Source organism: Spirosoma fluminis (assembly GCF_054778895.1).
In genome coordinates, this window is the sequence record NZ_BAAGZD010000003.1 from 506851 (window position 1) to 532413 (window position 25563).

General features: G+C 50.8%; 24 protein-coding genes and 1 pseudogene. 20 read left to right on the forward strand and 5 right to left on the reverse strand.

The genetic code is table 11. The features are described 5' to 3' along the window. Window positions 1-160: 160 nt before the first annotated feature. Both ACYVBJ_RS04115 and ACYVBJ_RS04120 read right to left on the reverse strand, forming a co-directional pair. Window positions 161-1942, reverse strand: coding sequence for an ABC transporter ATP-binding protein (locus tag ACYVBJ_RS04115; protein ID WP_460981020.1), 1782 nt, complete (start codon window positions 1940-1942; stop codon window positions 161-163). A 132-nt stretch (window positions 1943-2074) separates the two neighbouring features. Further along, a complete protein-coding gene (locus ACYVBJ_RS04120) occupies window positions 2075-2770 on the reverse strand; it encodes a hypothetical protein (RefSeq protein WP_460981021.1) in 696 nt (231 codons plus the stop codon). Between the two features lie 157 nt (window positions 2771-2927). On the opposite strand from ACYVBJ_RS04120, the gene nusB reads away from it, so the two are divergent. From nusB to ACYVBJ_RS04160, 8 genes are all read left to right on the forward strand, one after another. Beyond that, window positions 2928-4064, forward strand: a complete 1137-nt coding sequence (nusB, locus tag ACYVBJ_RS04125; RefSeq protein ID WP_460981022.1) for a transcription antitermination factor NusB — start codon at window positions 2928-2930, stop codon at window positions 4062-4064. Window positions 4065-4163: 99 nt separating this feature from the next. After that, the gene (locus ACYVBJ_RS04130) at window positions 4164-4466 is read left to right on the forward strand and encodes a YtxH domain-containing protein (RefSeq protein ID WP_460974306.1); all 303 of its coding nucleotides are present in this window, start codon (window positions 4164-4166) and stop codon (window positions 4464-4466) included. Window positions 4467-4562: 96 nt separating this feature from the next. Further along, on the forward strand, window positions 4563-5015 hold the full coding sequence (locus ACYVBJ_RS04135) for a DUF1573 domain-containing protein (protein ID WP_460981023.1): 453 nt from the start codon (window positions 4563-4565) through the stop codon (window positions 5013-5015). 11 nt (window positions 5016-5026) lie between these two features. Beyond that, complete coding sequence (yajC, locus tag ACYVBJ_RS04140; RefSeq protein ID WP_460981024.1) at window positions 5027-5350, forward strand: preprotein translocase subunit YajC; 324 nt, start codon at window positions 5027-5029, stop codon at window positions 5348-5350. Window positions 5351-5447: 97 nt separating this feature from the next. Then, complete coding sequence (locus ACYVBJ_RS04145; protein WP_460981025.1) at window positions 5448-6218, forward strand: YbbR-like domain-containing protein; 771 nt, start codon at window positions 5448-5450, stop codon at window positions 6216-6218. Continuing rightward, window positions 6215-6835 (forward strand): dephospho-CoA kinase, encoded by a 621-nt coding sequence (coaE, locus tag ACYVBJ_RS04150; RefSeq protein ID WP_460981026.1) that lies wholly within the window; start codon window positions 6215-6217, stop codon window positions 6833-6835. Before ACYVBJ_RS04145 ends, coaE begins: the two co-directional genes overlap by 4 nt. After that, a complete protein-coding gene (locus tag ACYVBJ_RS04155) occupies window positions 6832-8505 on the forward strand; it encodes an amidase (protein WP_460981027.1) in 1674 nt (557 codons plus the stop codon). The genes coaE and ACYVBJ_RS04155 overlap by 4 nt, the downstream gene beginning before the upstream one ends. 162 nt (window positions 8506-8667) lie before the next feature. Next, window positions 8668-9240 (forward strand): DUF4136 domain-containing protein, encoded by a 573-nt coding sequence (locus ACYVBJ_RS04160; RefSeq protein WP_460981028.1) that lies wholly within the window; start codon window positions 8668-8670, stop codon window positions 9238-9240. Between the two features lie 107 nt (window positions 9241-9347). On the opposite strand, the gene ACYVBJ_RS04165 is transcribed toward ACYVBJ_RS04160, so the two are convergent. Next, entirely contained in the window at window positions 9348-10244 is an 897-nt protein-coding gene (locus ACYVBJ_RS04165; RefSeq protein ID WP_460981029.1) for a nucleotidyltransferase family protein, read from the reverse strand. A 307-nt stretch (window positions 10245-10551) separates the two neighbouring features. Here ACYVBJ_RS04165 and ACYVBJ_RS04170 point away from each other — a divergent pair, with 307 nt between their 5' ends. The 10 genes and pseudogenes from ACYVBJ_RS04170 to ACYVBJ_RS04215 all read left to right on the forward strand — a co-directional run bounded on the left by ACYVBJ_RS04170 (window position 10552) and on the right by ACYVBJ_RS04215 (window position 18871). Beyond that, window positions 10552-11712 (forward strand): homogentisate 1,2-dioxygenase, encoded by a 1161-nt coding sequence (locus ACYVBJ_RS04170; protein ID WP_460981030.1) that lies wholly within the window; start codon window positions 10552-10554, stop codon window positions 11710-11712. A 75-nt stretch (window positions 11713-11787) separates the two neighbouring features. Beyond that, entirely contained in the window at window positions 11788-12924 is a 1137-nt protein-coding gene (gene hppD, locus ACYVBJ_RS04175; RefSeq protein ID WP_460981031.1) for a 4-hydroxyphenylpyruvate dioxygenase, read from the forward strand. A gap of 40 nt (window positions 12925-12964) precedes the next feature. Further along, window positions 12965-13744 (forward strand): phenylalanine 4-monooxygenase, encoded by a 780-nt coding sequence (gene phhA / locus ACYVBJ_RS04180; RefSeq protein ID WP_460981265.1) that lies wholly within the window; start codon window positions 12965-12967, stop codon window positions 13742-13744. Window positions 13745-13810: 66 nt separating this feature from the next. Next, a complete protein-coding gene (locus tag ACYVBJ_RS04185; RefSeq protein ID WP_460981032.1) occupies window positions 13811-14248 on the forward strand; it encodes a MarR family winged helix-turn-helix transcriptional regulator in 438 nt (145 codons plus the stop codon). A gap of 5 nt (window positions 14249-14253) precedes the next feature. Next, window positions 14254-15474, forward strand: a pseudogene (gene fahA / locus ACYVBJ_RS04190) (fumarylacetoacetase); the annotation flags it as partial. Between the two features lie 191 nt (window positions 15475-15665). Further along, window positions 15666-15971 carry a DUF6452 family protein gene (locus ACYVBJ_RS04195; protein WP_460981033.1) on the forward strand — a complete coding sequence of 102 codons (306 nt, stop codon included), beginning with the start codon at window positions 15666-15668 and terminating at the stop codon, window positions 15969-15971. Next, complete coding sequence (locus tag ACYVBJ_RS04200; RefSeq protein ID WP_460981034.1) at window positions 15968-16612, forward strand: hypothetical protein; 645 nt, start codon at window positions 15968-15970, stop codon at window positions 16610-16612. The genes ACYVBJ_RS04195 and ACYVBJ_RS04200 overlap by 4 nt, the downstream gene beginning before the upstream one ends. Before the next feature lie 6 nt (window positions 16613-16618). After that, a complete protein-coding gene (locus ACYVBJ_RS04205) occupies window positions 16619-17509 on the forward strand; it encodes a flavin reductase family protein (protein ID WP_460981035.1) in 891 nt (296 codons plus the stop codon). Between the two features lie 76 nt (window positions 17510-17585). Continuing rightward, on the forward strand, window positions 17586-18191 hold the full coding sequence (locus ACYVBJ_RS04210; protein WP_460981036.1) for a DUF4142 domain-containing protein: 606 nt from the start codon (window positions 17586-17588) through the stop codon (window positions 18189-18191). A gap of 92 nt (window positions 18192-18283) precedes the next feature. Then, on the forward strand, window positions 18284-18871 hold the full coding sequence (locus ACYVBJ_RS04215) for a DUF4142 domain-containing protein (protein ID WP_460981037.1): 588 nt from the start codon (window positions 18284-18286) through the stop codon (window positions 18869-18871). 56 nt (window positions 18872-18927) lie between these two features. On the opposite strand, the gene ggt is transcribed toward ACYVBJ_RS04215, so the two are convergent. Next, on the reverse strand, window positions 18928-20730 hold the full coding sequence (gene ggt / locus ACYVBJ_RS04220; protein ID WP_460981038.1) for a gamma-glutamyltransferase: 1803 nt from the start codon (window positions 20728-20730) through the stop codon (window positions 18928-18930). A 150-nt stretch (window positions 20731-20880) separates the two neighbouring features. Between ggt and ACYVBJ_RS04225 the strand changes: the two genes are divergently transcribed. Then, entirely contained in the window at window positions 20881-22122 is a 1242-nt protein-coding gene (locus ACYVBJ_RS04225) for an ABC transporter permease (RefSeq protein WP_460981039.1), read from the forward strand. 76 nt (window positions 22123-22198) lie between these two features. Here the strand turns inward: ACYVBJ_RS04225 and ACYVBJ_RS04230 are convergent, their stop codons facing one another. Beyond that, window positions 22199-24214: an alpha-1,4-glucan--maltose-1-phosphate maltosyltransferase gene (locus ACYVBJ_RS04230; protein ID WP_460981040.1), complete on the reverse strand. Its 2016-nt coding sequence runs from the start codon at window positions 24212-24214 to the stop codon at window positions 22199-22201. 440 nt (window positions 24215-24654) lie between these two features. Between ACYVBJ_RS04230 and ACYVBJ_RS04235 the strand changes: the two genes are divergently transcribed. After that, window positions 24655-25164 (forward strand): response regulator transcription factor, encoded by a 510-nt coding sequence (locus ACYVBJ_RS04235; RefSeq protein ID WP_460981041.1) that lies wholly within the window; start codon window positions 24655-24657, stop codon window positions 25162-25164. Window positions 25165-25563: the final 399 nt, after the last annotated feature.

Consider the following 25563-nt stretch of genomic DNA (forward strand, 5'->3'; position numbering starts at 1 on the left):
CTTAAAACCCAACCGGCTGGCCTTGGTTTAAACTAGTTCGGGAAAGTTGCACAGATCTTCAAATGGCGTCTGGCGCCTACGCCCATTCTTCCAGGCTTGACACGGAACCTACGCCAACTGGAACAACCCGTTACTCCTTTGCACCCTCAGGGAGAGCAAATTAAACCTCTTCGGTTTGAAGCTGCTTCTCGTATAGTTCGCGGTAAGCACCGTTTTGCGCCTGTAACTCTTCGTGTGTGCCCTGCTCAATGATCTTGCCGTCGTCGAGCATGATGATATAATCCGCCAGTTTAGCCGACGATACACGGTGCGATATAACTACCGATGTACGATCGGCCATGATGCGTCGGAGGTTATTCAGGATAATGTTTTCCGTATTGGTATCGACCGCCGATAAGCAGTCGTCCAGAATCAGGATTTTGGGATTACGGGCAATGGCACGGGCAATACTCAGCCGCTGCTTTTGTCCACCCGATAACGTAACGCCCCGTTCGCCCACCCGCGTCTCAAACTGCTCAGGGAAGTCGATGACGTTCTGGTATAAGTCGGCATCGCGCACAGCCTGTTCGACCCGATCCTGCGGTAAATCCGGCTTACCGAAACGAACGTTGTTACTGATGCTTTCGGAGAACAAAAATACGTCCTGCGGTACGTAGCCCATTTGGCCCCGTAACGTGTTCAGGTTGTAATCTTTGATCGGAATGCCATCAACCAGAATCTCACCCGACGATACGTCGTACATGCGCGTCAGCAGGTTAGCCAGGGTACTTTTACCCGAGCCGGTCGTACCTAAAATAGCTACGGTTTCACCCGAACGAACGTGCATCGAGAAATTGTCAATGGCGATAATACCCGAGTCTGGATAGACGAAGCGAACGTTCTTAAACTCAATCTCACCCTGGATGGTGTGCTGAATATCTTTCTGCGAGATAATATCAGTTTTGATGTTCAGGAACTCATTGATACGTTCCTGCGAGGCAGCTGCCCGCTGCGTCTGGCTGGTTGTCCAGCCGAGGGCCATCACCGGCCAGGTCAGCATGTTCACGTACAGGATAAACTCGGTGATATTACCCGGTGTCAGCCGCCCCGCCAGAATCTCCTGACCACCCACAAACACCACCAATACGTTGCTCAGGCCGACCAGAATGGCAACAATCGGGAAAAACAGCGAATCGACCCGCGTCAAACTGAGCGATTTAGACCGGTATTCGTCACTTTCGACCTCAAACTTGGCCGCCGAATTGTTTTCCTGCACAAAGGCTTTCAATACCCGAATGCCCGAGAAAGCCTCCTGCACATAGGTCGATAGCCTCGATAAGCTCCGCTGAATTTCCTCCGACCGACGAATGATGATGTTGTTGACAATGTAAATCGCTACCGACAGAATTGGCAAGGGCAACAGTACGTAGAGCGACAGGCGAGCATTGATGCTCACCATGTACGTAATGACCAGGATGAACAGCACGATCAGATTTAGCCCATACATAATACTCGGCCCAACGTACATGCGTACCTTGCTGACATCTTCCGAAATACGTGCCATCAAATCGCCGGTATTGTGTTGACGGTAAAAACTCAGCGGCAGCGTCTGGTAGTGATCGTAAATCTCGTTTTTCAGGTCGTACTCCACGTGCCGCGACATCACAATCAGCGTCTGGCGGACCAGGAACAGAAAGAATCCTTTCAGCAACGCCATGACGAGCGTCAGTACCCCGAAGAGCAGAATACTAAAGCCAAAGACGTCGTAAAGAGCGGATTGTAAGGGCGATTTATCGTAGAGATAATAGATGTCGAGCGTCTCGCGCACCAGGTCAAGCGCGTACCGGACCAGTTGCGCCGGAAAGATGCCGAACAGATTGGAAATGATAGTAAATACCGTTCCCAGAATGAGGTACCATTTGTACTTGAGAAGGTATTTATTAAGATAGGAAAGTGCTTTCACAGGTGACCGAACCGCTTTTTGTTCCTAACCCCGTGAATCCGCGAAAAGTTGCAGATTATCACGGATCAATCAGGCGAATGAGTGAAAGGTATATCCACCCATTCGCCTGATTGATCCGTGCTTTTTTGAGGTTTATTTCTGAAGAACGACTTTGGACACGGCGGCAATCGCAACCAGCGCTAAACCCAGCATACCGGTTCCGAGCATGATGGCGGCCATGGCCCAGCCCCGGCCCCGATACCGGTCCTTGTTGCGATTGATCGTTGTCAGACTGGCGGCTCCCATCAGCACGGCTGCCAGTGGCAGCGTTACGCTCAACACCCACACCAACGTACCGCTGGCCGCTAACAACAGAGGAACATAGCCCAGTACCGATACACCTAGCGCGATTACCGCCAGAGGATGCGTTCGTCGATTCGTACTATTGTGATCAATGGCCTGCATCCGGGGGGCAACGTGCGCGGCCGGAATCGAGCGAAACAACCGACCCAGCCGCTTTGGCGAATGGTTTTCCGGGTTCAGATGCCTGCTGGCACTGATTCTTAGTGTCAATGCCGGATATCGGGTTGCAGTGGCAGGCGTTGACGCCGGGGATTCAGCGTCGATGTTCGATGCTTCTGTGCTTGTGTGCATCGAAATTGGGCTGGCTTCCGGCAACGTATCGGCAGAGGCAACAAGCTCGTTTGAGGGAGAAGCCAGCCGCTCAATGGCATTTCGCTGGGGCTGGAAGTACGCATAGCGGGTCGGCCCGCAGCCGGACAGCAGAGCGAGGACGGAAGCGACGGCGACGGCATGGGAACGGCCGGATCGCCACGTAACAGGGAACATAAAAGAGGAAGTAGAGGTTAAGCCATATAGTTTCGGTTGGGAAAAAAACGCGGGATTCCGTATTTTTGCAACCAGTTCAGACAGTTCTTTTTCTTATCGGTAGATTTACTAGTTTTTAGGCGGGATGCTCAACAGGCGACTACTCCGAATAAAGGTCATGCAGGCGTTATATGCCCTTCGACAGGCCGAATTTTCTAATCAGCAACTAGCCCTCGATGGCATTGCTGATCTTTTCCAGCCCGACCTTAACTCGATGCTGCCGCAGAATAAGCGGCAACTCGAAGGCTACCGAAAGCTTGCCGGTCTGTTGTTTGAAGAGGCCATCAAAACCAATCAGCCCGCTCAGGACGAAGACGCTCCCCAAAAGGTACTCAAAGCGGCTAACGACGGTTTACTGTTCTATCAGATTCGTACCAAGAAAGACCGTCAGCACCTGGCTCAGATGATGATCAAGCAGGTGAACGGCATCTACGACGATTACCTGCGCATCTTGCTGCTTCTGGTTGAGTTGGGTCATGCCGCCCGCATCGACCGCGAGCGTCGCTACCGCGATGTTGACGAGGCTCCATTCCCGTTTGAGTCGGACTTGAACGACAACAGCGTCGTAAAAGCTCTGGCCGAACACCAGGCGCTCCGCAACGAAGCCGTTCGGCACGGCATTTCGTGGACCGAAGATCTGGGATTTGTTCGCAAGGCGTTACGTGAAGCACTGAAGACCGATGATACGTACCGCGCCTACTGCGAACAGAAAACGCACACTACCGACGAAGATCAGGCGCTGGCACAGTACGTGTTGCGAACATTGGTATTTAAGCACGAGGTGATCAGAGATCACTTGGCTGAAATCGACCTGAGTTGGGCCGAGAACAGCGAAGTGGTGCGTGGCTTAGCCATTCGTACGCTGAAGTCGGCCCAGAGTGCAGCGGGATTACAACTCGAACCACTCACCGACGACTGGGAAGAGGACGAATTGTTTCTGACGACCCTGTTTGGGAAGTCGCTCGAAAACGATGCGGACTACGAACAGCTGTTGACCGACCAGCTCAAAAACTGGGACGTTGAGCGCGTAGCCATCCTCGACAAGATAATTCTTAAACTGGCGGTTTGCGAGTTGCTCAACTTCCCAAACATTCCGGTGAAAGTAACGATTAATGAATATATCGAACTGGCAAAAGCCTACAGTACGCCCAAAAGCGGTAAGTTTGTCAATGGAATTCTAGACAACCTTTCCGAAAAACTACAGACGTCGGGACGTCTTCGGAAAAGCGGACGAGGTTTGCTGGATAATAAATAAGCGTTACAAAGTCATTCCGTTATAAGGTTGTAAAGTTGGCCTGGCTACCCTTAGAACGCGGTGAACTCTGTAATCCTACAACTTTAGCACTTTACAAAAATGAGCAGAATTGGCCGTGATTTAACCTTTTTGCTGACCGGAATTGCCACCGGTGCTGTTATTGGCTTGCTGTATGCGCCCGATAAAGGCGAAATTACCCGCGATCGCCTGTCGTTCCGGTTGTCGAAGTACAGAGAGCAGATTGAACAGTTACTGAATGACCTGATCAACTCGGCGGACCTACCCGAGAATTTATCGAAAAACGAAGGGCAGCGCGTCGTAAAGGACGCACGCGAAAAAGCAGAACGACTGCTGGAAGATGTAGACCGTTTGATGGCGCAAATCAAGCAGCAGAACGCGTAGAGAACTGGCCCGTAAGCAGTTATTACCACAAGTCATCTGGCTCAGCGATAACTGCTTACGGTCCTAACGAATAGTTTACTGATAATTTTACCTGGAATGCATAGTAAACGTTGGCTTTTCATTGCAGCGATAACCGCCGTCAGTTTTGGGCAGATCAGCTGCGATAACCGGCAGCAGGGCGAAACGTCTAAGGAAGTAGCCTCTGGGAAAATGCCTAAAATCACTTTTGCGGAAAAAGGCATCTACGACTTTGGTACCCTTACCGAAGGAGATACGGTCGAGCACGTTTTTGAGTTTACGAATACCGGCGAGTTTCCTTTAATTATTAACAACATCACAGCTTCCTGTGGCTGCACAACACCCGAATGGCCGCGTGAGCCGGTAGCACCAGGAACTAAATCGTCGGTGCGGGTACGGTTCAACAGCCGGGGCAAAGGTGGCGAGCAGAATAAAACCATTACCATTTTCGCCAACACCGATCCGTCGATGACCGATCTTCAATTCAGAGCGTTGGTAAAACCTAAGACCGATTCAACTAAAACCTCTTAATTAACCCGCTTATGCATTCGATACTACTCCAGGCCGCAGCAGGCTCCGGCACCCCCATGCTTTACAACGTATTGCTTTGGGTAGCCATCATCGGGGTCTTTTATTTCTTTATGATTCGTCCGCAGCAGAAAAAGCAGAAGGATCAGAAGACATTTATCGAAAACCTGAAGAAAGGCGATAACGTAGTTACCATTGGCGGGCTGCATGGCCGCGTAGTTTCGGTGGAAGGCACTACGGTTACGCTGGAAGTTGACCGTGGCGTGAAGATGACCTTCGAGAAAACGTCTGTTTCCCGCGAAGCCACCGGTAAGCCCATAGAAACTGAAAAGCTGTAATTAGCCAGGGGCTCATCAGGTGTTCAGGGAAACAGAAGCTTGCTGATTGCCTGGACTCCGTTAACTTCGCTCACTGCACTTACCTAACTGACCAGCTTTGAATTTTCAACAAAACGCGCAACCGTTTCAGCCGACCAAAGCCTTGTTGTGCCTAGCGGCTGCGGCTTTGTTTTGGTTTTTGAACGCGTTGAACAAAACAGGGTATACGCTCAACGTTGAGTATCCGGTACGTTTCGTTTACAACGATTCGCTGTTTATACCCACCTCTCCCCTGCCGCGTACGGTTACCGTCAACGTATCGAGCGACGGCTGGGGTCTGTTACGTCATTCGTGGCTTCCGTTTCGCGTCGACCCGGTTGACTATGTAGTCAAGAATCCGCTGCAGGCTAGTGTTATTAATACGTCTTCGTTGACGGCTGCCCTGGCCGAACACGTAAAGAAATTGCAGGTTAACTACGTAGTGGCCGATACGCTGGAGATGGATTTTGACCGACGTATGACCAAAACCATCCGGCTAATTCCCGACAGCCTGCACATTAATATGGTTCCGCCTTACGTGGTGTCGAGCGTAATAAATTTGACGCCCCGTACGATTCAGGTCGAAGGCCCCGCCCGCTTAGTTCGCGGCCTGGCCGATACGTTGGTTGTGAAGATTCCTCGCAAGCGGATTGCCGATAACTACGACGAAGAAGTTCCTTTAACGAACCTACGGCATCCGCTCCTTCATTCCAGTGCTGATCGTGTAGCTGTAAGCTTCGAAGTTGGCGAACTCCTGTCGCCATTACCGACGCCACCACTGGCCCCGACCGCTACGCAAAAACCCACTTCGACGCAAAAATCTAAACCAAAAACGCGCACCCGTCGATGAGCCAGACGCCAGCCAAGCGACCTTATCAGGTAGGCGTTACGGGTGGCATTGGCTCGGGCAAGAGTGTGGTATGTCAGATTTTCCAGGCGCTGGGCATTCCGGTGTACGTAGCCGATGAACGGGCCAAGTGGTTAACCGAACACGACCCGATTCTCAAAGCCGATATTATTCGTGTGTTAGGCCCGAATGCGTACGATGTTGCCGGACATTATAATCGGGGTTGGGTCGCGTCTCAGGTGTTCGCGGATTCATCGCTACTATCGCGGCTAAACAGCGTAATTCACCCGAGGGTCATGGCCGATACAGACGACTGGGTTCAGGAACATGCCGATAAGCCTTACGTTCTAAAAGAAGCTGCCATTATGAAAGCGGCTGGCGATAACAACTCGCTCAACTGGGTCATTACGGTACAGGCGCCAATGGCCCTGCGACTGGCCCGAATCCGGCAGCGTGATCCGTTCCGCTCGGAAGCCGAAGTCCTCAATATCATTGATCGACAGATCAGCGATGAGCAGCGCATTGCTCTGGCAGATTACATCATTGCCAATGACGAAAGCCAGTTACTGATTCCGCAGGTAACAACATTGCACGAGGCTTTTGTTACTTTTAGTGCATGAAAAAACCGGTACTTACGTTGCTTATCGCCTGCACAGGAAGCTTCCTGCTCGGCGCCTTCATCACAGCTCCCAACGACACCCGGAAACCCATAACCGCCGACATGGCGGAGGTGGCCGCTCAGTTGTTCGGCCTGGAGTTTACCCCCGCCGAGCGCGACTCGATGCTTGGCAACTTAACCAATTTTCGTACAAATTATGAGGAGTTGCGTAAGGTTGAACTGCCGAATGACGTAGCGCCAGCCTTGTATTTCAACCCACTGCCAGCCGACTTCAACATGGCGGTTGGCCCCTCGTCCTTCAAAGCGTCACCGGCGGGTAAAGTTAAGTTGTCCGCAAATCGCGAAGACCTCGCCTTCTACACCGTTGGGCAGTTGGGTGAATTGATTCGGACACGCCAGGTATCATCAGTTGAGCTGACACAGTTTTTCCTGAATCGACTCAAAACGTACAACCCCAGATTGCTCTGCGTGATTACGCTGACCGAGGAGCTGGCCCTCCAACAGGCCAAACGTGCTGACGCCGAATTAAACGTGGGCAAATACCGCGGTCCGTTGCACGGAATCCCCTACGGTGTTAAAGATTTACTGGCAAAAAAAGGATACAAAACAACCTGGGGATCGGTACCCTATAAAGATCAGACCCTTAATCAGGATGCGACCGTTATCCAGCGATTAGAGGAAGCCGGAGCCGTATTGTGCGCCAAAACCACCTTGGGTGAATTGGCCATGGGCGATGTTTGGTTTGGGGGTATGACGCGCAATCCGTGGAAGCCAGAAACGGGGTCCAGTGGTTCATCAGCCGGAACAGCATCGGCCGTTTCAGCTGGTCTGTTACCCTTCGGTATTGGCACCGAGACACTGGGTTCTATTGTGTCGCCGTCAACAATTTGCGGGACAACCGGGCTTCGTCCGACGTTTGGGCGAGTGAGTCGGCACGGGGCTATGGCGTTGAGCTGGAGCATGGATAAGATTGGCCCCATTGCCCGCTCGGTTGAAGACTGCGCTCTGGTTTTTAATGCTATTTACGGGCCAGATGGCAATGACCCCACCATTATGGCCGCTCCATTCCGGTATGCGCCAGCCGCTTCATTAAAAGGCATGCGGATTGGGTACGTCAAAAAAGCGTTTGAGACGAACTACTCAGGCAAAGCGAATGATTCGCTCACGCTGGAGAGCCTGCGTAAATTGGGCGCGGAGCTAGTACCATTTGACTTACCGACGAGCGTACCGGCCAATCGAATCTCGTTTTTATTAGGCGTTGAAGCTGCGGCAGCGTTTGATGAGTTAACCCGTTCAGGCCGTGATGATCAGATGGTGCGGCAACTTAAAAACGCCTGGCCAAATCAATTCCGTGCGTCGCGCTTTGTGCCCGCCGTCGAATACATACAGGCGAATCGCGCCCGCACCAAGCTGATCAATGAAATGAACAAGCAACTCAAAGAAGCCAAAATCGACGTCTACGTTAGCCCAACGTATGCGGGTGGTAATCTGACGTTGACGAACCTGACCGGAAATCCCTGCGTAGTGCTGCCGAATGGCTTTACAAAGCAGAATACCCCGACCAGCATTACGTTTATGGGCCAGCTGTTTGAAGAAGGAAAGGTATTAGCGGTTGCTAAGGCGTATCAGGACGTAACCGATTGGCACAAAAAGCACCCTAGTCTTCAGTAACTGAGTAAGCCGTTAAGTAGACAAACGACGTATTGACTGATGCATATCTTAACGCGGGGCCGAATCCTAACTGGACGTCGGCCCCGTGTGTTTATAAGGCTTGCAATAAAACATTTCTATTAATCTATAGATTTCATATAAAACATATAAACAACAAACGTTATGAAACGCATATTGGTGATAGCCAGCTTACTGGCCATAATTTACAGTTGTGCCCCCAGGGTAGTTGTTGATAGCAACAGCCGGGTCAACTTCAGCAAATACAAAACGTTTGCCTGGATGGATTCGGACGTTAAAGCTGGTCAAAACCCATTATATTATAGTCAATTGGCAACAGAAAATGTGGAGAACACGATGAGCAAAGTGCTCACCGACAAAGGCCTGAAGCAGGTTAATTCACGGCCCGATCTGATCGTAGGCTATCACTTTTTCGTCGAGGACAAGACACGTACCGTATCGACGCCTAACTCGCCCTACTATGGCCCTTATTTAGGATGGGGGCGTTGGGGCTACGGTGGCTGGGGACCTGGCTGGTGGGGCTGGGGCAGTCAGCAATATACGCAGGAACAGTATAAGGCTGGTACGTTAGTGGTCGATATGGTTGATGCGCGAACTCGTAAACTCGTATGGCGTGGTTCGGTTCAGAACGCCGTAGGCGATCCAGCCCGAATTGCTGCCCAATTGAGCAAAGAAGCCGAGCGAATCGTTGAAAAATTCCCCGAACGTAACAGTTGATATTCACATCATTGCCAAGCAAAAAGGTCCCATATATTGCCATGCGGGGCCTTTTTGCTTGTAGCGGTGTTTAATGTGAGCTAGGGCTTAGCGTTAATCTTTGATAACTACCACAATTTATCAGGATAAACCCCTTCGTCATGTAGTTGTTTGAGCGACGCTTGCACCGTTGGCTTGTCTTCGGGGTAGGTTACGCCAAACCAGGCCGACCGGCTGCGGAATACCTTGCAGTGCCCCGTATCGGTTTGAATCAAATTCGTCATAACAGTTGGTATATAGAACTCAGCCTTAGGTGAGTTGATGTTTGCAAAAGCGTAGCTTTCAAACTGATGTTGCACGAGCGGAAACACACTGGGCTTGAAACCCCAGAAATTCATCGAAACTGGCGTATCCGGCGATAAAGGCGTAATGCCCTCCCCTTCTTCGTACACAATCCGGCCGTCTTTCTCGTAAATTTTAGTACGTTCGATAACAGAAGCCAGATTACCGTTTTCGCTCACGGCACACACGCCCCGCGATACAGAGCCATTCTCCGACAGTGTGTTCTTCACCTCGTAACCAACCATAGCATGCAGTTGGTCATCCGTATCGGTTTTCAGGAAGTTGCCAATCAGTTGGAAGGCTTCGAGCCCATAAAAATCGTCGGCATTGATAACGGCAAAGGGGGTATTCACGTGGTCTTTCGCACACAGCATGGCGTGCCCGGTGCCCCAGGGTTTCGTACGTTTTACCTCTCCCAGTTCATCCGGAACATACGAGCTTAGCGCCTGTATGGCATAATCGACCTCAATCTTCCCAGCTAGTTTCTGATTAAATACCTCTTCGAAATCGTCACGTAGTTCTTCGCGGATTATGAAGACTACTTTTCCGAAACCCGCCCGGATCGCATCGAATAAGGAATAGTCGATGATTGTCTCGCCGTGCGGACCAAACTGGTCAAGCTGTTTGACACCACCGTAGCGGCTACCCATGCCGGCCGCCAGGATTAGAAGTGTTGGTTGCATTTTAATTATAAATAATCAGTATAAAAATGTCTGTCTTAGGGCAGTGGTCTACTTACAGCACCGCCCGGTCAAAGTTATAGAAAAGCGGTACGGCTACCTACCCGAAGGCTCAGTATAGTGCTTTTACCCGCGCAATCAATTTTTAATAAAATTATTTCTGCGCAACATACAATTTCCTGCCGTTAGCGTTATAATTGTACGTTAAACAATTATTGCTTTAACAAGTATCATACTTCATCAACAAGAGGCTTGAACGTCTGGCTGATTCACCCCTGGATTGGCCAGACTAAAGCTGTACCGATACGTTATGCCATTCTACCACTCACTCGGCCAGATTCCTCCCAAACGGCACACGCAGTTCGCTAAGCCTGATGATTCTGGACTATACTACGAGCAGCTTTTTGGTACCATCGGCTTCGACGGTATGTCGTCGCTGCTGTATCATGTGCATCGGCCAACGATGGTGCGCGACGTATTGGAGAGCGTTGACATGACGCCGAAGATGGCCGTCGAGAAAAATATGCTGGCCCGGAAGCTGATTGGGTTCAACGTTGAGCCGACCGACGATTTTATTGAAAGCCGGGTGCCGTTGCTTGTTAATAATGACCTGATTTTTGGGTTAGCGGCTCCCCGCCAATCCATGACGAACTACTTCTACAAGAATGCGGATTCCGACGAGATGCTGTTCATTCACCGGGGCATGGGTCGACTGCGGACGCTGTTCGGAACCGTTCCGTTTCAGTACGGTGACTACCTCGTGATCCCGCGGGGTATGATCTACCAGATCGAATTTGATACGTCGGATAACAGACTCTTGTACGTTGAATCGCGCTCGCCGGTTTATACGCCAAAACGGTATCGGAACCACTTCGGTCAGTTGCTCGAACACTCGCCATTCTGCGAACGCGACATCATCCGGCCACGCGATCTGGAAACGCACGATGAAGTCGGCGATTTTCTGATGAAAATCAAAAAGCAGGGTTCTCTGCACTCACTGGTGTATGCGAGTCATCCGTTCGATGTGGTGGGTTGGGATGGATACAATTATCCGTACGGCTTCTCGATTTTCAATTTCGAGCCGATAACGGGGCGTGTTCATCAGCCGCCACCAGTGCACCAGACCTTCCAGACCGATACGTTCGTGGTGTGTTCGTTTGTGCCCCGCCTGTTCGATTATCATCCATCAGCGATTCCAGCACCGTATAACCACTCAAACATCGACTCCGACGAGGTCATTTATTACGTAGATGGCGATTTTATGAGCCGAAACGACATTGCCCCAGGGCACGTCACGTTGCATCCCGGCGGTATCCCGCACGGACCAGCACCGGGCGCGATGGAACGTAGCATCGGCAAGAAAGAAACGCAGGAATACGCCGTCATGGTCGATACGTTCCGCCCGCTGATGGTAACCGAGCAGGCAATGCGACTTGATGATGGCAAGTATTGGAAGTCCTGGTTAGAGTAATTAGCGTGAAGCGGGTGGAAACCTGCAGGTCAGTTAACGCAGCGGGATTTCGCCCGCTTTACACATCAACAAAACATGGAAGCAGTAGACATTTTTGAACCACGAACCGGAACGACAGAGCCAACCGATTTTCTGCCTCTGAATGGTACCGATTACCTCGAACTGTACGTAGGTAACTCCCGCCAGTCGGCACATTATTTCCAGACGGCGTTTGGCTTTCAGCCGGTGGCTTACGCGGGATTGGCTACTGGGTTGAAAGACCGTGAATCGTACGTAGTACAGCAGGGAAAAATTCGGCTTGTGCTCACATCACCTCTGCACGGTAACTCAGAAATAGGTCGACACATTGACCAGCATGGCGATGGCGTCCGCGTTGTGGCGCTCTGGGTGGATGATGCCACCAAAGCGTTTGAAGAAACCACCAGCCGGGGTGCCAAAGCTTTTATGCAGCCCACCCGCGACGAAGACGAGAACGGTTACGTCGTTCGGTCGGGCATCCATACCTATGGCGACACGGTGCATCTTTTCGTTGAGCGCAGCCAGTACAACGGCATTTTCCTGCCCGGTTACAAAGCCTGGAATCCGACGTATTGCCCACCCGATGCGGGACTGAAATACGTTGATCACATGGTAGGCAATGTCGGCTGGAACGAAATGAACACCTGGATGCAGTTCTACGCCGACGTTATGGGCTTCCAGCAACTAGTCTCGTTTGACGATAAAGACATTTCGACGGATTATACCGCGCTTATGAGCAAGGTGATGACCAACGGTAACGGCCGCGTTAAATTCCCAATCAACGAACCAGCGGAGGGTAAAAAGAAGTCGCAGATTGAAGAATATCTCGACTTCTACGGTGGTCCCGGCATTCAGCACATTGCCGTAGCCACCGATAACATTGTGGAAACGGTGATCGCCCTGCGCGACCGCGGGGTTGAGTTCCTGAGTGTTCCGGACGCGTATTACGATGACCTGGCCGACCGCGTCGGTCAGATCGACGAAGAAATCGCGACGTTACGTCCATTAGGTATTCTGGTCGATCGTGACGACGAGGGGTATCTGCTTCAAATCTTTACGAAGCCAGTCTGCCCTCGCCCAACGCTATTTTTCGAGATCATTCAGCGCAAAGGAGCCCGTTCCTTCGGAAAAGGCAATTTCAAAGCCCTTTTCGAAGCCATCGAGCGGGAGCAAGAACTGCGGGGAACGTTGTAACAAAAAGGAGCCAGTAACGAGGAGATAGAAGTGAGAATTCATCCGGTGCGAGTATTCTCACTTCTATCTCCTTGCTACTGGCTCCCTCAAAACCATGACTCAGGATTATTCTAAATATAGCGCCGACGATCAGGCCGTTTGGAAGCTCTTGTTCGAGCGGCAGATGGAGCGTCTGCCGGGCCGGGCTAGTCAGGCTTATATGGATGGAATTGTCGCAACGGGTTTTCCGAACGACAAGATTCCAAATTTTGAACGTGACCTGAACCCTCGACTTCTGCCGATAACCGGCTGGCGGGTTATCGCCGTACCCGGCTTGATTGGGAACCGGGAGTTTTTTGAGCTGATGGCCGATCGGCAGTTTCCGGCAACGACCTGGCTCCGTCGTCGGGATCAGCTCGATTATTTGCCCGAGCCAGACATGTTTCACGATACGTTTGGTCACGTTCCGGTATTGACGAATCAGCACTTCTGCGATTTCCTGGCCGCGTTGAGCCACATTGCCCTGAAGTTCGTGGACCACGAAGAGTCTATCGAAATGATTGCCCGGCTGTACTGGTACACCGTTGAGTTCGGCTTGATTCAGGAACCAGAGGGTCTGCGCATCTACGGAGGTGGTATATTGTCGTCACCTGGTGAAACGATCTACAGCCTGGAGAGCGACGTACCGAAACGCATTCCATACGATGTCGAAACCTTGCTGAAAACGCCGTACATCATCGACCATTTTCAGGAGCAGTACTTCGTAATCAAGTCGTACGAACAGCTATTCCATTCGGTGCCGGAGATTGAGGAAAAGTTAGAAGAATTGTTAGTCAGCTAGTTTGGGCTATTTTTGTCTGTAATCCTTGATTACGGCCAACTATTAACCGGTTCCTGTTTCCTAACGATGACTCACCCATCTGACACGAGGGCATATTTTTTCAAGATTGACACCACCATTAAGAAGATCAGGAACGCGCTGCAAAAGCAGTTCAACGACGCGGGTTTCGATCTGACTGTTGATCAATGGGTGGTAATCGATCACCTGTTCCGCAATCCGGGTATCAGTCAAAACTCCTTATCTGAACTAACCACCAAAGACGCCCCAACCGTCACCCGTATTATCGACATCCTCTGCCAGAAAGGCCTTACCGAGCGCCGTATGGCCGATACCGATCGGCGTAAGTTTCTGGTTTACCTAACGCCAGCGGGTGAAACCAAACATGGGCAGGTCTTACCTGTTGTATCAGCCATGCGCCGGAAAGGCTGGGGCGATCTGAGCGATGAAGATTATCAGCACTTCGTGCGGATTATGGATTCGATTTACATGAACATGAGTGAGTAGCCGGGTTTGCTGTCTGCGTTATGATGTACGGAATTTTTAGCTACGACATTGCCAGCCCGCGTGTGGGCGTAAAAGTTGGCGAGTACGTGCTCGATTTAGAGATTGTTGGCCTGCTCGGCTATTTCGACCAACTTGAGTTCGACCCGACTGTATTTGCCAAACCTTACCTGAATGATTTCATTACGTTAGGTAAGCCAGTATGGCACGCAGTGAACGAACATTTGAAAGCGCTGCTCAGCGATGAGAATGCCGTTGTTACTGCTGTTCATGATCAGGTATTTATCCACCAGTCGCGCGTAACCATGCATCTCCCCGTGCGAATTGGTGACTATACCGATTTTTACACGGGCATCCACCACGCCGAGAACGTAGGGCGAATGTTCCGCCCCGATGCAGATCCGCTGCTACCCAACTATCGACAGTTACCCGTTGCCTATCACGGTCGTGCGTCATCCATTGTCGTGTCCGGAACGGCCATTCGTCGGCCGCAGGGTCAGTTCATGCAGGATGGGCAGATTACTTTTGGTCCGTCGCAGGCGCTGGATTTTGAGTTGGAGTTAAGCTTGATCATTGGCAAAAGCAACCCATTGGGGCAACCAATCTCGGCCGATGAAGCGGAAGAATACATATTCGGGGTTACGTTGTTCAACGACTGGTCGGCGCGGGACATTCAACGGTGGGAATACCAGCCCCTGGGTCCGTTTTTAGGAAAAAACTTCGGCTCGTCCATGTCCGCCTGGGTAGTTCCGCTCGATGATCTTGAACCCTTTCGCGTCTCAGGTTCTGCCCAGGAGCCAAGGCCACTTGCTTACTTACAGCCAACGAAGCAAGAGAGTTCATCCAGTCATTTCGACCTAAACCTGGAGGTTATAGTACGTCCTGAAGGTGGCGATGAAGTCGTTATCAGTCGTACCAACGCCAGATACCTGTATTGGAGCTTTGCCCAGATGATTGCGCATCATACGGTTAACGGCTGCAACTTACAAATTGGTGATGTACTGGCAACCGGTACAGTCTCCGGCGACACACCCGGCAGTTACGGTTCACTGCTCGAACTAAGCTGGAACGGCACGCGCCCCCTTCATTTGCCAGACGGTTCAACCCGAACGTTTCTGGAAGATGGCGATGTGGTTGGGCTTCGGGGGTGGGGTTTTTCGAATGGCGTTCGGGTTGAGTTAGGCGAGGTATCAGGCAAAGTTTTGCCAGCCATACAACGGCTCGACTAACGTAGGTTCTTATTTTCGCTATGCGCTGTCTTTATCTTTCGTGCGTTGGTCTATTCGTTATCAGTGGCTTAAATAGCTGTGAGCGTTGTGGCCCAGACGGTGAGCCTTCGCTTACGATTTTAATCACTCGTCCCCCGTCTGCTCCTGTTAATCGCGTTGCTTTTTCGCAAATTAGTAGTCTTAACGGGACGTTGAATCGATCAAACGTTCCAGCCGACAGCCTCATTTCGTTGCCTCTTTCACTGAACGCGGATAGTACTACGTATGTGTTTGTTCAGGCGAGCCGCACAGATACGCTAACTGTGCGGTATCAACGAACCTTCTCGTATCAAAGCACTAAGTGCGGCTACGTGTTTAATCTGGCTGCGCCTGCTAGGAAGAGTATTCTGAGAACTACCTTCCCTCAAGCTAGTGCGTTTCTGAATTATGAAGGCGGAGGTATTTTCAAATCGCCCGGCCCCGATGTTACAGGCATTACCGTTTACCTCCAGCCATGAACCGCGTCATTACCTGTTTATTATTGCTCTGGCCCATGGTCGGTCTATCACAGACAGACAGATCAGTACTCATTGGCCTTGATGCGACTAAATTAATATTGACCGCAACGAACGGGTGGCCGCTGTTTCGGCAGGCGGTGCTGCTTGAGCCAACCCTTAAAATTCCACTAGTAAAGAATACGCTAACCATTCAGCCGGGATACGCCAGTCTTACAACAAATACTGTATTACGTAATATTAATCAGGCATACGAAGGTTTCTACGTGAAAGTAGGCACCGACCGGATAAATAAGAAAAACGTATTGGTCGGCTGGCAGGGTATCATTTCGGTGTATCAGCAAGGGGGTAGCTTTACGTTTCCGGGGGCAACCTACGGCGATTATACACGTTCGCTGCCGACCCAAACTAAGGCCGTTGTGGGTATTGAACCGCATGTTGGTGGTATTATGCGCTTATCCGATCGGTTCGAGCTTCATACAACTGCCCGGCTGGGGGCTGGATTAACAATTGGCTATGATCCGTCGGCACCACCATCGATGTACGCACCCGGTTTCGGAAGCAGCACCGGTCGAACCATTTCGATAAGCCTCGGGTTTGGCGTTCAATTGTATTACCGCACTCAACGTTCGGCACCAAACTAGTCATCTATGAGAACCATCAACCCCGCCGATCTGCAACCGAATGAATTTTACAAGTTCATGATCGGTACGATCGGCCCGCGGCCCATTGCTTTCGCCAGCACTATTGATACCGCAGGCAACGTCAACCTGAGCCCGTTCAGCTTCTTCAATATTTTTGGGTACAACCCGCCAACGCTGGTATTTGCCCCAAGCATCAACCGGCATGGACATAAAAAGCACACGCTGCTGAACGTGGAAGAAATTGGCGAAGTGGTTATCAATATCGTCAACTACGCGATGGTTGAGCAGATGTCGCTGGCCAGCGCGGAGTTTGAACGAGGGATTAATGAGTTTGACAAGGCAGGGTTTACTGCGGTACCGTCTGACCGGGTTCGTCCGCCCAGAGTAGCCGAATCGCCAGCCGCTTATGAGTGTGTCGTTCGGCAAATCATTCCGACTGGGGGAGAAAAGCCGGGTGCGGGTCATCTGGTAGTTTGCGAGGTAGTTATGGCCCATCTGCACGACGCTATTTTCAGCAAAAACGGCGCTATTGACCCGCATCGCCTTGACCTGATCGGCCGAATGGGTGGCGATTGGTACGCTCGTGCGCACGGTAATGCCTTGTTTGAAGTGGCCCGCCCGAAGGCAGGCATCGGTGTCGATCAGATGCCTGCGACCATACGTACCAGCGCGATTCTCACGGGGAATGACTTAGGCAAGCTGGGAAGCTTTGCAGCCCTCCCCTCCACGGTCGAAGTGAATGAGTTCCGAGCCTCTGGCGTCCTGAACGAGCTGTTCGACGAAGCCAGGTCCGGTTGCCAGTATCTCCCCGACTTACTTCACCTCCGCGCCAGGCAGCTACTGGCCGAAAACAACGTACGTGAAGCCTGGCTAACACTGCTGCAAACGAATGCGTAATTACGTATTAACTCTTCAAAACAATGCCTGGAACAGCCCGTTAACCGAACGACTACTCTCTTAAAGTAGCATGGTCATGAGAAATCAAATCATCGGTTGTTTACTAGTTTCAATAGTCTTTTTAACAAACGCCTGCTCATCAACGCAGGATAGTACTCAAATCACCCAGGAAGTCAACAAAAAGAATATAGAGCGCGGGGAGCCGTATACGGCGCAAAGCGTATCGGCCAGTTCGGAAACCGGTCAGGAGAACGTAGCAAAATACATGGTTGACTTGTCGAATGCCGAGTTGACGAAGTTTAAGTTGAGCGAACTAGCCAGCCAACGCGCTGCGACGCCTACCGTAAAAGATTTCGCCCGGCAGATCGTTCGCCAGTACAGCCTCGAAAAAAGGCGAGCGCTGACGACGCAGGCCCGGCAATACAGAATCGGTCTTCCAACCGCACTCTCCGACGACAGCCAAGCGATGGTAGCCATGCTTCAGCAAGAAGAACCCGGCCCCGATTTTGACAAACAGTACCTGAGGTTTATGGCCGAACTGAACGACAATTCAGTTAGTAAGGCCAGGAACCTGATCAATAACACCGACAAACCTGCCCTGATGAGTTTTATCGAAAACCTGATGGCCGTCAACCAGCAGGACATGGACAAGGCAATAGAGTTAAAAAGTGCAGTTAACTGATCGTTCGATATACTGTTCAGACACTGCCTGCGGTGACTTGCAAACAAGCGCCGTTGTTGTGAGTTTTTACTACGTACGCTTTATTACATACCATGCGACTTAGCCCATTTGCCTTACTTAGCCTCAGCCTCGGATTGGCGTATGGCTGCACATCGAGTAACGATAGTGCTGAAAAGGCCAACAAGATCAATGAGGAACGTATCGACAAACAGGCGGTTGCCGTTAGCAGCGATGCCAAAGAAGAGGCCAAGAAAGTAGCCCAATATATGGTTGAGCTGGCCAATACCAGCATGACGGAATATGAGCTTAGCCAACTCGCTACGCAGAAAGCAACGAATCCTGAGGTCAAAGCCTATGCCCGAACGGTCATGAACGATCATCAGCGCGACGACCGGGCACTACAGGCAGCTTCTAAGCAGATGAACGTAGTCCTGCCCACTACGCTGACAAATAAAAGTAAGGACTACGTCAACAAGATGAACGATATGAAAGCCGGTACTGAATTTGACGTTCAGTACCTCGACTACATGGCTTCTCTTAATGACGACGCACTCGATGCCGCCGATGACCTGGAGGACGACGCCCCTGCCGACGCCGTTAAAACCTTCGCTAGGAAGGTCCTCGACGACGACAAAAAGCACAAGGAACAAGCCAAACAGCTCAAAAACGCCTTGGATTAAGGATGGTGAAGCAGGTGCAGTGGATAGTTAGCTACTTCCTGACTGCACCTACTTTGTTAATATCCCCGCGCGGTATTATCGGCACGCGGATCGGATGCGCCCTCGTAAGAGCCATCCGGCCGGATCAACACGCAGTCCATGCGACCGAGCGTGTTCGTCAGCTTTTCCAATACGTAACCCCGGTTCTGCAAGGCCTGTATGGTAGCGTCGGAGAACGCGCCGTTTTCAAACGTAGTTTTATCGGGTAACCATTGGTGGTGAAACTTTAAGGCATTCACCGCCTGCTGCATCGTCATGCCGTGTTCGATTACGTTCAGGATCGTTTGGTAAACCGACGTAATGATCGTTGACCCGCCGGGCGTTCCGACTACCATGAAGAGTTTGCCGTTTTTTTCCAGAATCGTGGGCGTCATGGATGATAGCATTCGTTTATGGGGAGCAATGGCATTCGCCTGGTTGCCAATCAAGCCAAACATGTTCGGTACGCCCGGCTTGACGCTAAAGTCGTCCATCTCGTTGTTCATAAAGAAGCCAGCGCCACCAATCACCACCCGGCTCCCATAGCCACCGTTCAGGGTCGTTGTGATGCTGACGGCGTTCCCGTCTTTGTCTACTACCGAAAAGTGCGTTGTCTCCAGACTTTCGTAACCCGGAATACTGCCTCCTTTCACGGCTTTGCTGTCGGTCGCTTTCGCAAAGGAGAAGTCAGTCCACCGGCTTTTGAGGTAATCGACGCTTGTCAGCTTGTCGACGGGCACCTTCACAAAATCAGGATCACCCAGAAATTTAGCCCGGTCGGCATACACGCGCCGTTCGGCTTCGATCATCACCTGTACGGTCGAATCCCGGTTCCAGCCCCAGCGACGTAACGGATACGGCTCCGTAAACCGCATCAGCTGCACCAACGCTACCCCCCCGCTGGAGGTAGGCGGCATGGTGATTACCGTGTAGTTCTTATACTTGGCCTGAATCGGATCGCGCCAGACGGAGTGGTAATTCCTGAGGTCCTCTTCCGTAATCAACCCGTTGCCGCGCTGCATCTCTTCGGCCAGTAAACGAGCCGTTTCACCTTCGTAAAAACCGGCCCGTCCCTGCGCCTGTATCCGTTGTAGGGTCTTAGCCAAATCCGTCTGTACGAATAAGTCGCTTTTATGCCAGGCAACCGTATCCACCGGATTGGCGCTTTTCAGAAAATACGGTTTACCCGGATTGATCGTATTCAAGTCATTCTTTATGCGGTTCAACCCTAAAGCATCCCGTTCCGTTAAGGCAAACCCCTTCTGCGCCAGGTCAACAGCCGGTTGCAGCACCTGCGCCCAAGGGAGTTTACCGAACCGTTTATGCGCTTCGGCCATACCATCTACAGAACCCGGAACGCCACTCGCCAGGTGACCGGTAATACTTAACCCCGGACGAACGTTGCCCAGCGAGTCGAGGTACATATTCTGGGTCGCTTTGCCCGGTGCTTTCTCCCGATAATCGAGGGTATAGGATTTGCCCGCCTGATCGCGGTATACCATAAATCCTCCGCCACCAATATTGCCCGCCCCCGGATAGACAACGGCTAAGGCAAACTGAACAGCCACAGCCGCATCGACTGCATTACCACCCGCTTTTAGAATATTCAGGCCCACCTCTGAAGCCTCGGGATGCGCCGACGCAACCATACCGTTATGTCCAGTTACGCCAACGCGATCCGAATAGAACGGCTTTACAGTTGGGTCCTCGTCGCGGTACTGATACACACCCTGGCTTTCCTGCACCCTGCTACCCGACGCTGTGGTGGCAGGCGATTGCGTTTTGCAGGCTGAAAACAGGGCAAGCGGCAGTCCCAATAGAAGAAGTATAGGTCGATTCATCGTGTTGCAGGTTGTCATCAGAAACCACTAATCTACGAAAATTGACCAAACGTCCGTTAATCCATCCTTCTTCGCCTTAATTGCTTGAAATCAACCCCTATAATATCTTACTTTTGTCATAGTCCGTCGTTCGTGTATTTAGAAAAAGCCATGCAATTCATTCGACAGGTTTTTGAAAGTTTTCGATTTGCGTGGCAGGCGTTACGCTCGAACCTCCTACGTACCACTCTTTCCTTACTAGGGGTTACGATTGGCATTTTCGCCATCATAGCCGTATTTACCCTCGTCGATTCGCTGGAGCGAAACATACGGACCAGTCTGTCGTTCATCGGCGACAAAGTAGTCTACGTGCAAAAGTGGCCATGGTCCTTCGGGGGCGAATACCAGTGGTGGAAGTTTTTCCAGCGCCCAGTACCCACCTATACCGAATTCAAATTCCTGAGTGATCGGCTCGAAAACGCGCAGGCAATTGTCGCCATGGACTTTAAAGGACGAGTGACGATCAAGCAGGGCAACAACAGCATGGCCTCACTGATTCAGGGCACTACGTTCGACTACAACAAGATTTCGGACGTACCGATTGAGCAGGGACGCTATTTTACGCAACAGGAGATCGACGTATCCCGTAACGTAGCCATCATTGGTGCCGATGTAGCCGACAATATATTTCCCGGTCAGGACCCTATTGGAAAGTCCTTCAAGATCAGCGGTAACAACTTCACGGTTATTGGTGTACAACGGCGAAAAGGGGAAAGTATACTTAACGTCGGTGGTAATCCGGATATTAAATGCCTGATTCCCTTCGGCGCTTTTGCCAAGATGTACCACTCCGCAAGGCCTGACATCGACATTGCCATTAAAGGCTACGAGGAGGACGAGGGGCTGCTGGAGCTGGAAAGCGAGATTCGCGGACTGCTCCGTACCCGGCGAGGTTTACGTCCGGCGCAGGATGATAACTTCTCCATTAACCGTCCGGAGGCAGCGGCTCAGGCCATCAGCGGTTTGTTTGCCGTACTGACCGTAGCAGGTTGGGTAATCGGTGGCTTTTCAATTCTAATCGGCGGTTTCGGCATCGCGAACATCATGTTCGTGAGCGTGAAGGAACGTACCAACATCATTGGTATTCAAAAATCACTGGGGGCTAAAAATTACTTTGTCCTTTTTCAATTCCTGTTCGAGGCCGTGCTGCTCAGTCTGGTAGGTGGTTTAGCGGGTATTACTCTAGTATATCTATTATCTTTCATAAGTCTGGGCAGCCTGGACCTACAGCTAACAGCGGGCAACATTGCTCTTGGCTTAGGAGTCTCGAGCGTTATCGGTATTCTGTCCGGCATTATACCTGCCTTTTCCGCTTCCCGAATGGACCCTGTAATTGCAATTAGAGCTAAATAAAGTCTGTTCTACCTTAATCAAAAAGGCGTCCTGATATCAGGACGCCTTTTTGATTAAGGGGTACACTAGTTACGTATCAGATCTCGATCCGGAACAAATGCATCGGTAACACGTACGGGTCAAGCTCTACGTAGTTCCACTCGCCCTGCCATACGTAGTAAGCACCCGTCAGCAAATCGTGAACGGTGTACGACTGCTCGGAATTAATGCCTAATTGCCAGATAGGGACCTGAACGATGGCAGCTCTACGTTGGTACGCGTCGGTGTTCACTACGACCAGCAACCGGTTATCGCCCGAAACTTTCAGATACGCCATGATCGCGTCGTCGTTGACGGTGCAGAACGTGAGGTTGTTGGTCGTTTGCAAGGCCGCATTTTCCTTGCGAATGCGGTTCGTTATTGAAATCAGGTAGGTCAGCTTGTTCGTTTTTTCCCAGTCCCACAGGCGGATCTCGTATTTTTCCGAATTCAGATACTCCTCTTTTCCCGGAAACGGTACGTGCTCCATCAGCTCGAACGACGGGCCATAAATACCGTAATTGCTCGATAAGGTCGCAGCCAGAAAATAGCGGATCAGGAATTGCGGCTCATGGCCCGATTGCAGACTATGCGGATTGATGTCGTGCGTCGTCGGCCAGAAGTTCGGGCGGAAATAGTATTTCATTTCGCTCTGGGTCAGCTCCGTCAGGTATTCCTGCAATTCCGCTTTTGTAGTACGCCAGGTATAATACGTATAGGAATGGGCGAATCCCCGTTTCGCCAACTCCTGCATCACTTTAGGCTTGGTGAAGGCTTCCGAAAGAAAGATCATATCCGGATATTCTTTCTTGACCTCGGCAATGACCCACTCCCAGAACGCAAATGGCTTCGTGTGGGGGTTATCAACCCGAACGATACGGACTCCCCAGGAGCCCCAGACGAGCAGCACACGCTTTAACTCTTCCCAGAGATTACGCCAATCGGCGGTTTCAAAATAAACCGGATAAATATCCTGGTACTTTTTAGGCGGATTTTCGGCGTACTGAATCGTACCATCAGGGCGTTTCTTGAACCAATCGGGGTGTTGTTTGGCCCAGGGGTGATCGGGTGAGCACTGAATGGCCAGGTCCATTGCCACTTCCATACCATAGTTAGCCGCAATCGCAATCAAGTGCTTAAAGTCGTCGACTGTGCCTAGCTCAGCATGAATCGTATCGTGTCCTCCTTCCGCAGAGCCAATGCCGTAGGGTACACCAGGGTCGTCCGGCTGGCTAACAACAGAGTTGTTTTTACCTTTTCGGTGTGCCATCCCGATCGGGTGAATGGGCGGCAGGTATAATACGTCGAAGCCCATGCCTGAGATGCGCGGCAATAAGGCTTCTACGTCCCGGAATGTACCGTGCTTACCCTCCTCGCGCGACGCGGATCGGGGAAATAAACAGTACCACGTACTGAACCCGGCTCTGGCCCGATCCACTTCAACGCCCAACTCGTGCCGATACCGGCTGGGATGCTGGCGTTCGGGATACCGGTTCGCATAAAACGTAAACTGATCACTTTCGGCCACTGATACGGCTTCATCATAGCGACTTTCGTCTCTAAACAGCGCGGCCATCTCGCGCAGGGCCCGCACGTCGGCCGACTCCTCAACGGGCGGTAAGGCTTTCTGCGTTTTGCCAACTTTCTTCACAGCTGGTTTGCCTCCAGCCCGGTCCAGCATGCCATCAACGTACTGAGCCCCAGCCAGCAGTTCGCTGGTAATTCGTTGTCCATCGGCTACTTTGAGGTGAATTTCATGTTGCCAGGAGGCTAGATGATCGACCCAGGCTTCAAACGTGTACTTATACTGACCTTGCTTATCAACAACAAATGAAGCTCCCCAGCGATCGTTGCCCAGCAGAGCCATGGGCGTCTCGCTCCAGGCGGTATCTTCTATATGTTTATACAGCAATTGGGCAGATAGATAATCATGACCGTCGGCGAAAATGTCGGCCTCTACGGCAATAATATCGCCTAGTACAGCTTTGATCGGGAAACGCCCCCCATCGAGTTCAGGTACTATACGCTCAATGACAACACGAGTCTGACCAGACAGATTTATAGGGATACTCATACTGAATTACGCTCGTTTTCGATAATCTACTAAGCTGATTTAGCAGGGCAATGTTACAAAAAAAGCCGGGCTTAGGGGCCCAGCTTGCGTTTTTACCAGTAAATGGTACCATCCGTCAACGAAAAGTACATACCGCTTAATATATAATTAACAAAGAATAGTCGCTTTGTTATTTACATAAATAGTATGATTTTTTCTATATATACATAGTACAACCTATTAATACGTACTCTTATATCCCTAGGCAAATAATTGATTTACAGGAGCGTAGCTTAAATTATTTAAGATTACATTTCGTGATATTCACAAAGCGTATTTAATAGGATATAACAGATCGTAGATCGCAGAAAATGTATTTTTTAGAAGGGAATGGTAACCGAATATCAACCCTGTAGTCTAAAAGCTAATCTGACGCACATTCAGAACAAAACTCTTGTACAATGACCGCCAAACATCGCTTGCTTTTAGTCGACGAGAATCCGTACGTAGCAGACATTCTATTACAATGTTTTAAGAAAGAGTTCATCGTAACAGTAGCTACAACCGGTCAGGAAGCGGCTCGTTTGCTGATTCAGGGTAGTCAATTCGATTGTGTCCTGACCGAATTAAACCTTCCATTTTTCGACGGCCTCGAACTGACCAAACTTATTCGCATGAGCCGGTTGATGAGTCATACGCCGATTGTTGTTCTATCTAACGCTGCCGACAGCGGAACTCGTATAAAATGTCTGGAGCAAGGCGTCGACAGCTTCATTACCAAACCGTTTAATCCGCTTGAAGTAAAAGCCAGACTACACGCTTTACTACGTCGGGTTGATACATCCGTGAACAACATACGCGAGAACCCCTTTACAGTTCGGGGGAGAGCGGAAAACAAGCCTTTCGGCCAGCTCAAATCTCGAATTTTATCCATGTTGCTCCGGGATTCGGTTGTCTCACAAACCGCTTAGTTTTTTTACCTGGTTTCAGGTTGGCGTGCATGGACCAACCGGTTAATTTCGTGCAAATGCCATGCCAACTAGTAAACGACGCACACCAATGACTACATTACTACCCATAATTAGCCAACTTTTCGAAATATTATCTCGGAAAACGCAAATTACGCTGGTGTTTATTCCTCTTAACGACGCCACCGCAACTACTTCGCAAAATCTATGCCAACCTGTACTGGTTGAGTCGTCAAGATAGTGGGTACTTAAACTTTGTGACTGAATCTACCGTGCTTCGCCTTTTGTTAGTTGAGGAAAATGACCTGATCGCCAATCGGCTTGTCACAATTGCTAGCGAAATCTGTTTAGTCTCACGGTTTAAAGACGCGAGTGAAGCGCAGGATTGGTTAACCAGTGCCC

Bases quoted from the DNA above. Each gene is read 5' to 3' on its own strand.
- ACYVBJ_RS04120 (WP_460981021.1), bottom strand. From the start codon at position 2,770: ATGTTCCCTGTTACGTGGCGATCCGGCCGTTCCCATGCCGTCGCCGTC.
- nusB (WP_460981022.1), top strand. From the start codon at position 2,928: ATGCAGGCGTTATATGCCCTTCGACAGGCCGAATTTTCTAATCAGCAA.
- ACYVBJ_RS04130 (WP_460974306.1), top strand. From the start codon at position 4,164: ATGAGCAGAATTGGCCGTGATTTAACCTTTTTGCTGACCGGAATTGCC.
- ACYVBJ_RS04135 (WP_460981023.1), top strand. From the start codon at position 4,563: ATGCATAGTAAACGTTGGCTTTTCATTGCAGCGATAACCGCCGTCAGT.
- yajC (WP_460981024.1), top strand. From the start codon at position 5,027: ATGCATTCGATACTACTCCAGGCCGCAGCAGGCTCCGGCACCCCCATG.
- coaE (WP_460981026.1), top strand. From the start codon at position 6,215: ATGAGCCAGACGCCAGCCAAGCGACCTTATCAGGTAGGCGTTACGGGT.
- ACYVBJ_RS04155 (WP_460981027.1), top strand. From the start codon at position 6,832: ATGAAAAAACCGGTACTTACGTTGCTTATCGCCTGCACAGGAAGCTTC.
- ACYVBJ_RS04160 (WP_460981028.1), top strand. From the start codon at position 8,668: ATGAAACGCATATTGGTGATAGCCAGCTTACTGGCCATAATTTACAGT.
- ACYVBJ_RS04165 (WP_460981029.1), bottom strand. From the start codon at position 10,244: ATGCAACCAACACTTCTAATCCTGGCGGCCGGCATGGGTAGCCGCTAC.
- ACYVBJ_RS04170 (WP_460981030.1), top strand. From the start codon at position 10,552: ATGCCATTCTACCACTCACTCGGCCAGATTCCTCCCAAACGGCACACG.
- hppD (WP_460981031.1), top strand. From the start codon at position 11,788: ATGGAAGCAGTAGACATTTTTGAACCACGAACCGGAACGACAGAGCCA.
- ACYVBJ_RS04185 (WP_460981032.1), top strand. From the start codon at position 13,811: ATGACTCACCCATCTGACACGAGGGCATATTTTTTCAAGATTGACACC.
- ACYVBJ_RS04200 (WP_460981034.1), top strand. From the start codon at position 15,968: ATGAACCGCGTCATTACCTGTTTATTATTGCTCTGGCCCATGGTCGGT.
- ACYVBJ_RS04205 (WP_460981035.1), top strand. From the start codon at position 16,619: ATGAGAACCATCAACCCCGCCGATCTGCAACCGAATGAATTTTACAAG.
- ACYVBJ_RS04210 (WP_460981036.1), top strand. From the start codon at position 17,586: ATGAGAAATCAAATCATCGGTTGTTTACTAGTTTCAATAGTCTTTTTA.
- ACYVBJ_RS04215 (WP_460981037.1), top strand. From the start codon at position 18,284: ATGCGACTTAGCCCATTTGCCTTACTTAGCCTCAGCCTCGGATTGGCG.
- ggt (WP_460981038.1), bottom strand. From the start codon at position 20,730: ATGAATCGACCTATACTTCTTCTATTGGGACTGCCGCTTGCCCTGTTT.
- ACYVBJ_RS04225 (WP_460981039.1), top strand. From the start codon at position 20,881: ATGCAATTCATTCGACAGGTTTTTGAAAGTTTTCGATTTGCGTGGCAG.
- ACYVBJ_RS04230 (WP_460981040.1), bottom strand. From the start codon at position 24,214: ATGAGTATCCCTATAAATCTGTCTGGTCAGACTCGTGTTGTCATTGAG.
- ACYVBJ_RS04235 (WP_460981041.1), top strand. From the start codon at position 24,655: ATGACCGCCAAACATCGCTTGCTTTTAGTCGACGAGAATCCGTACGTA.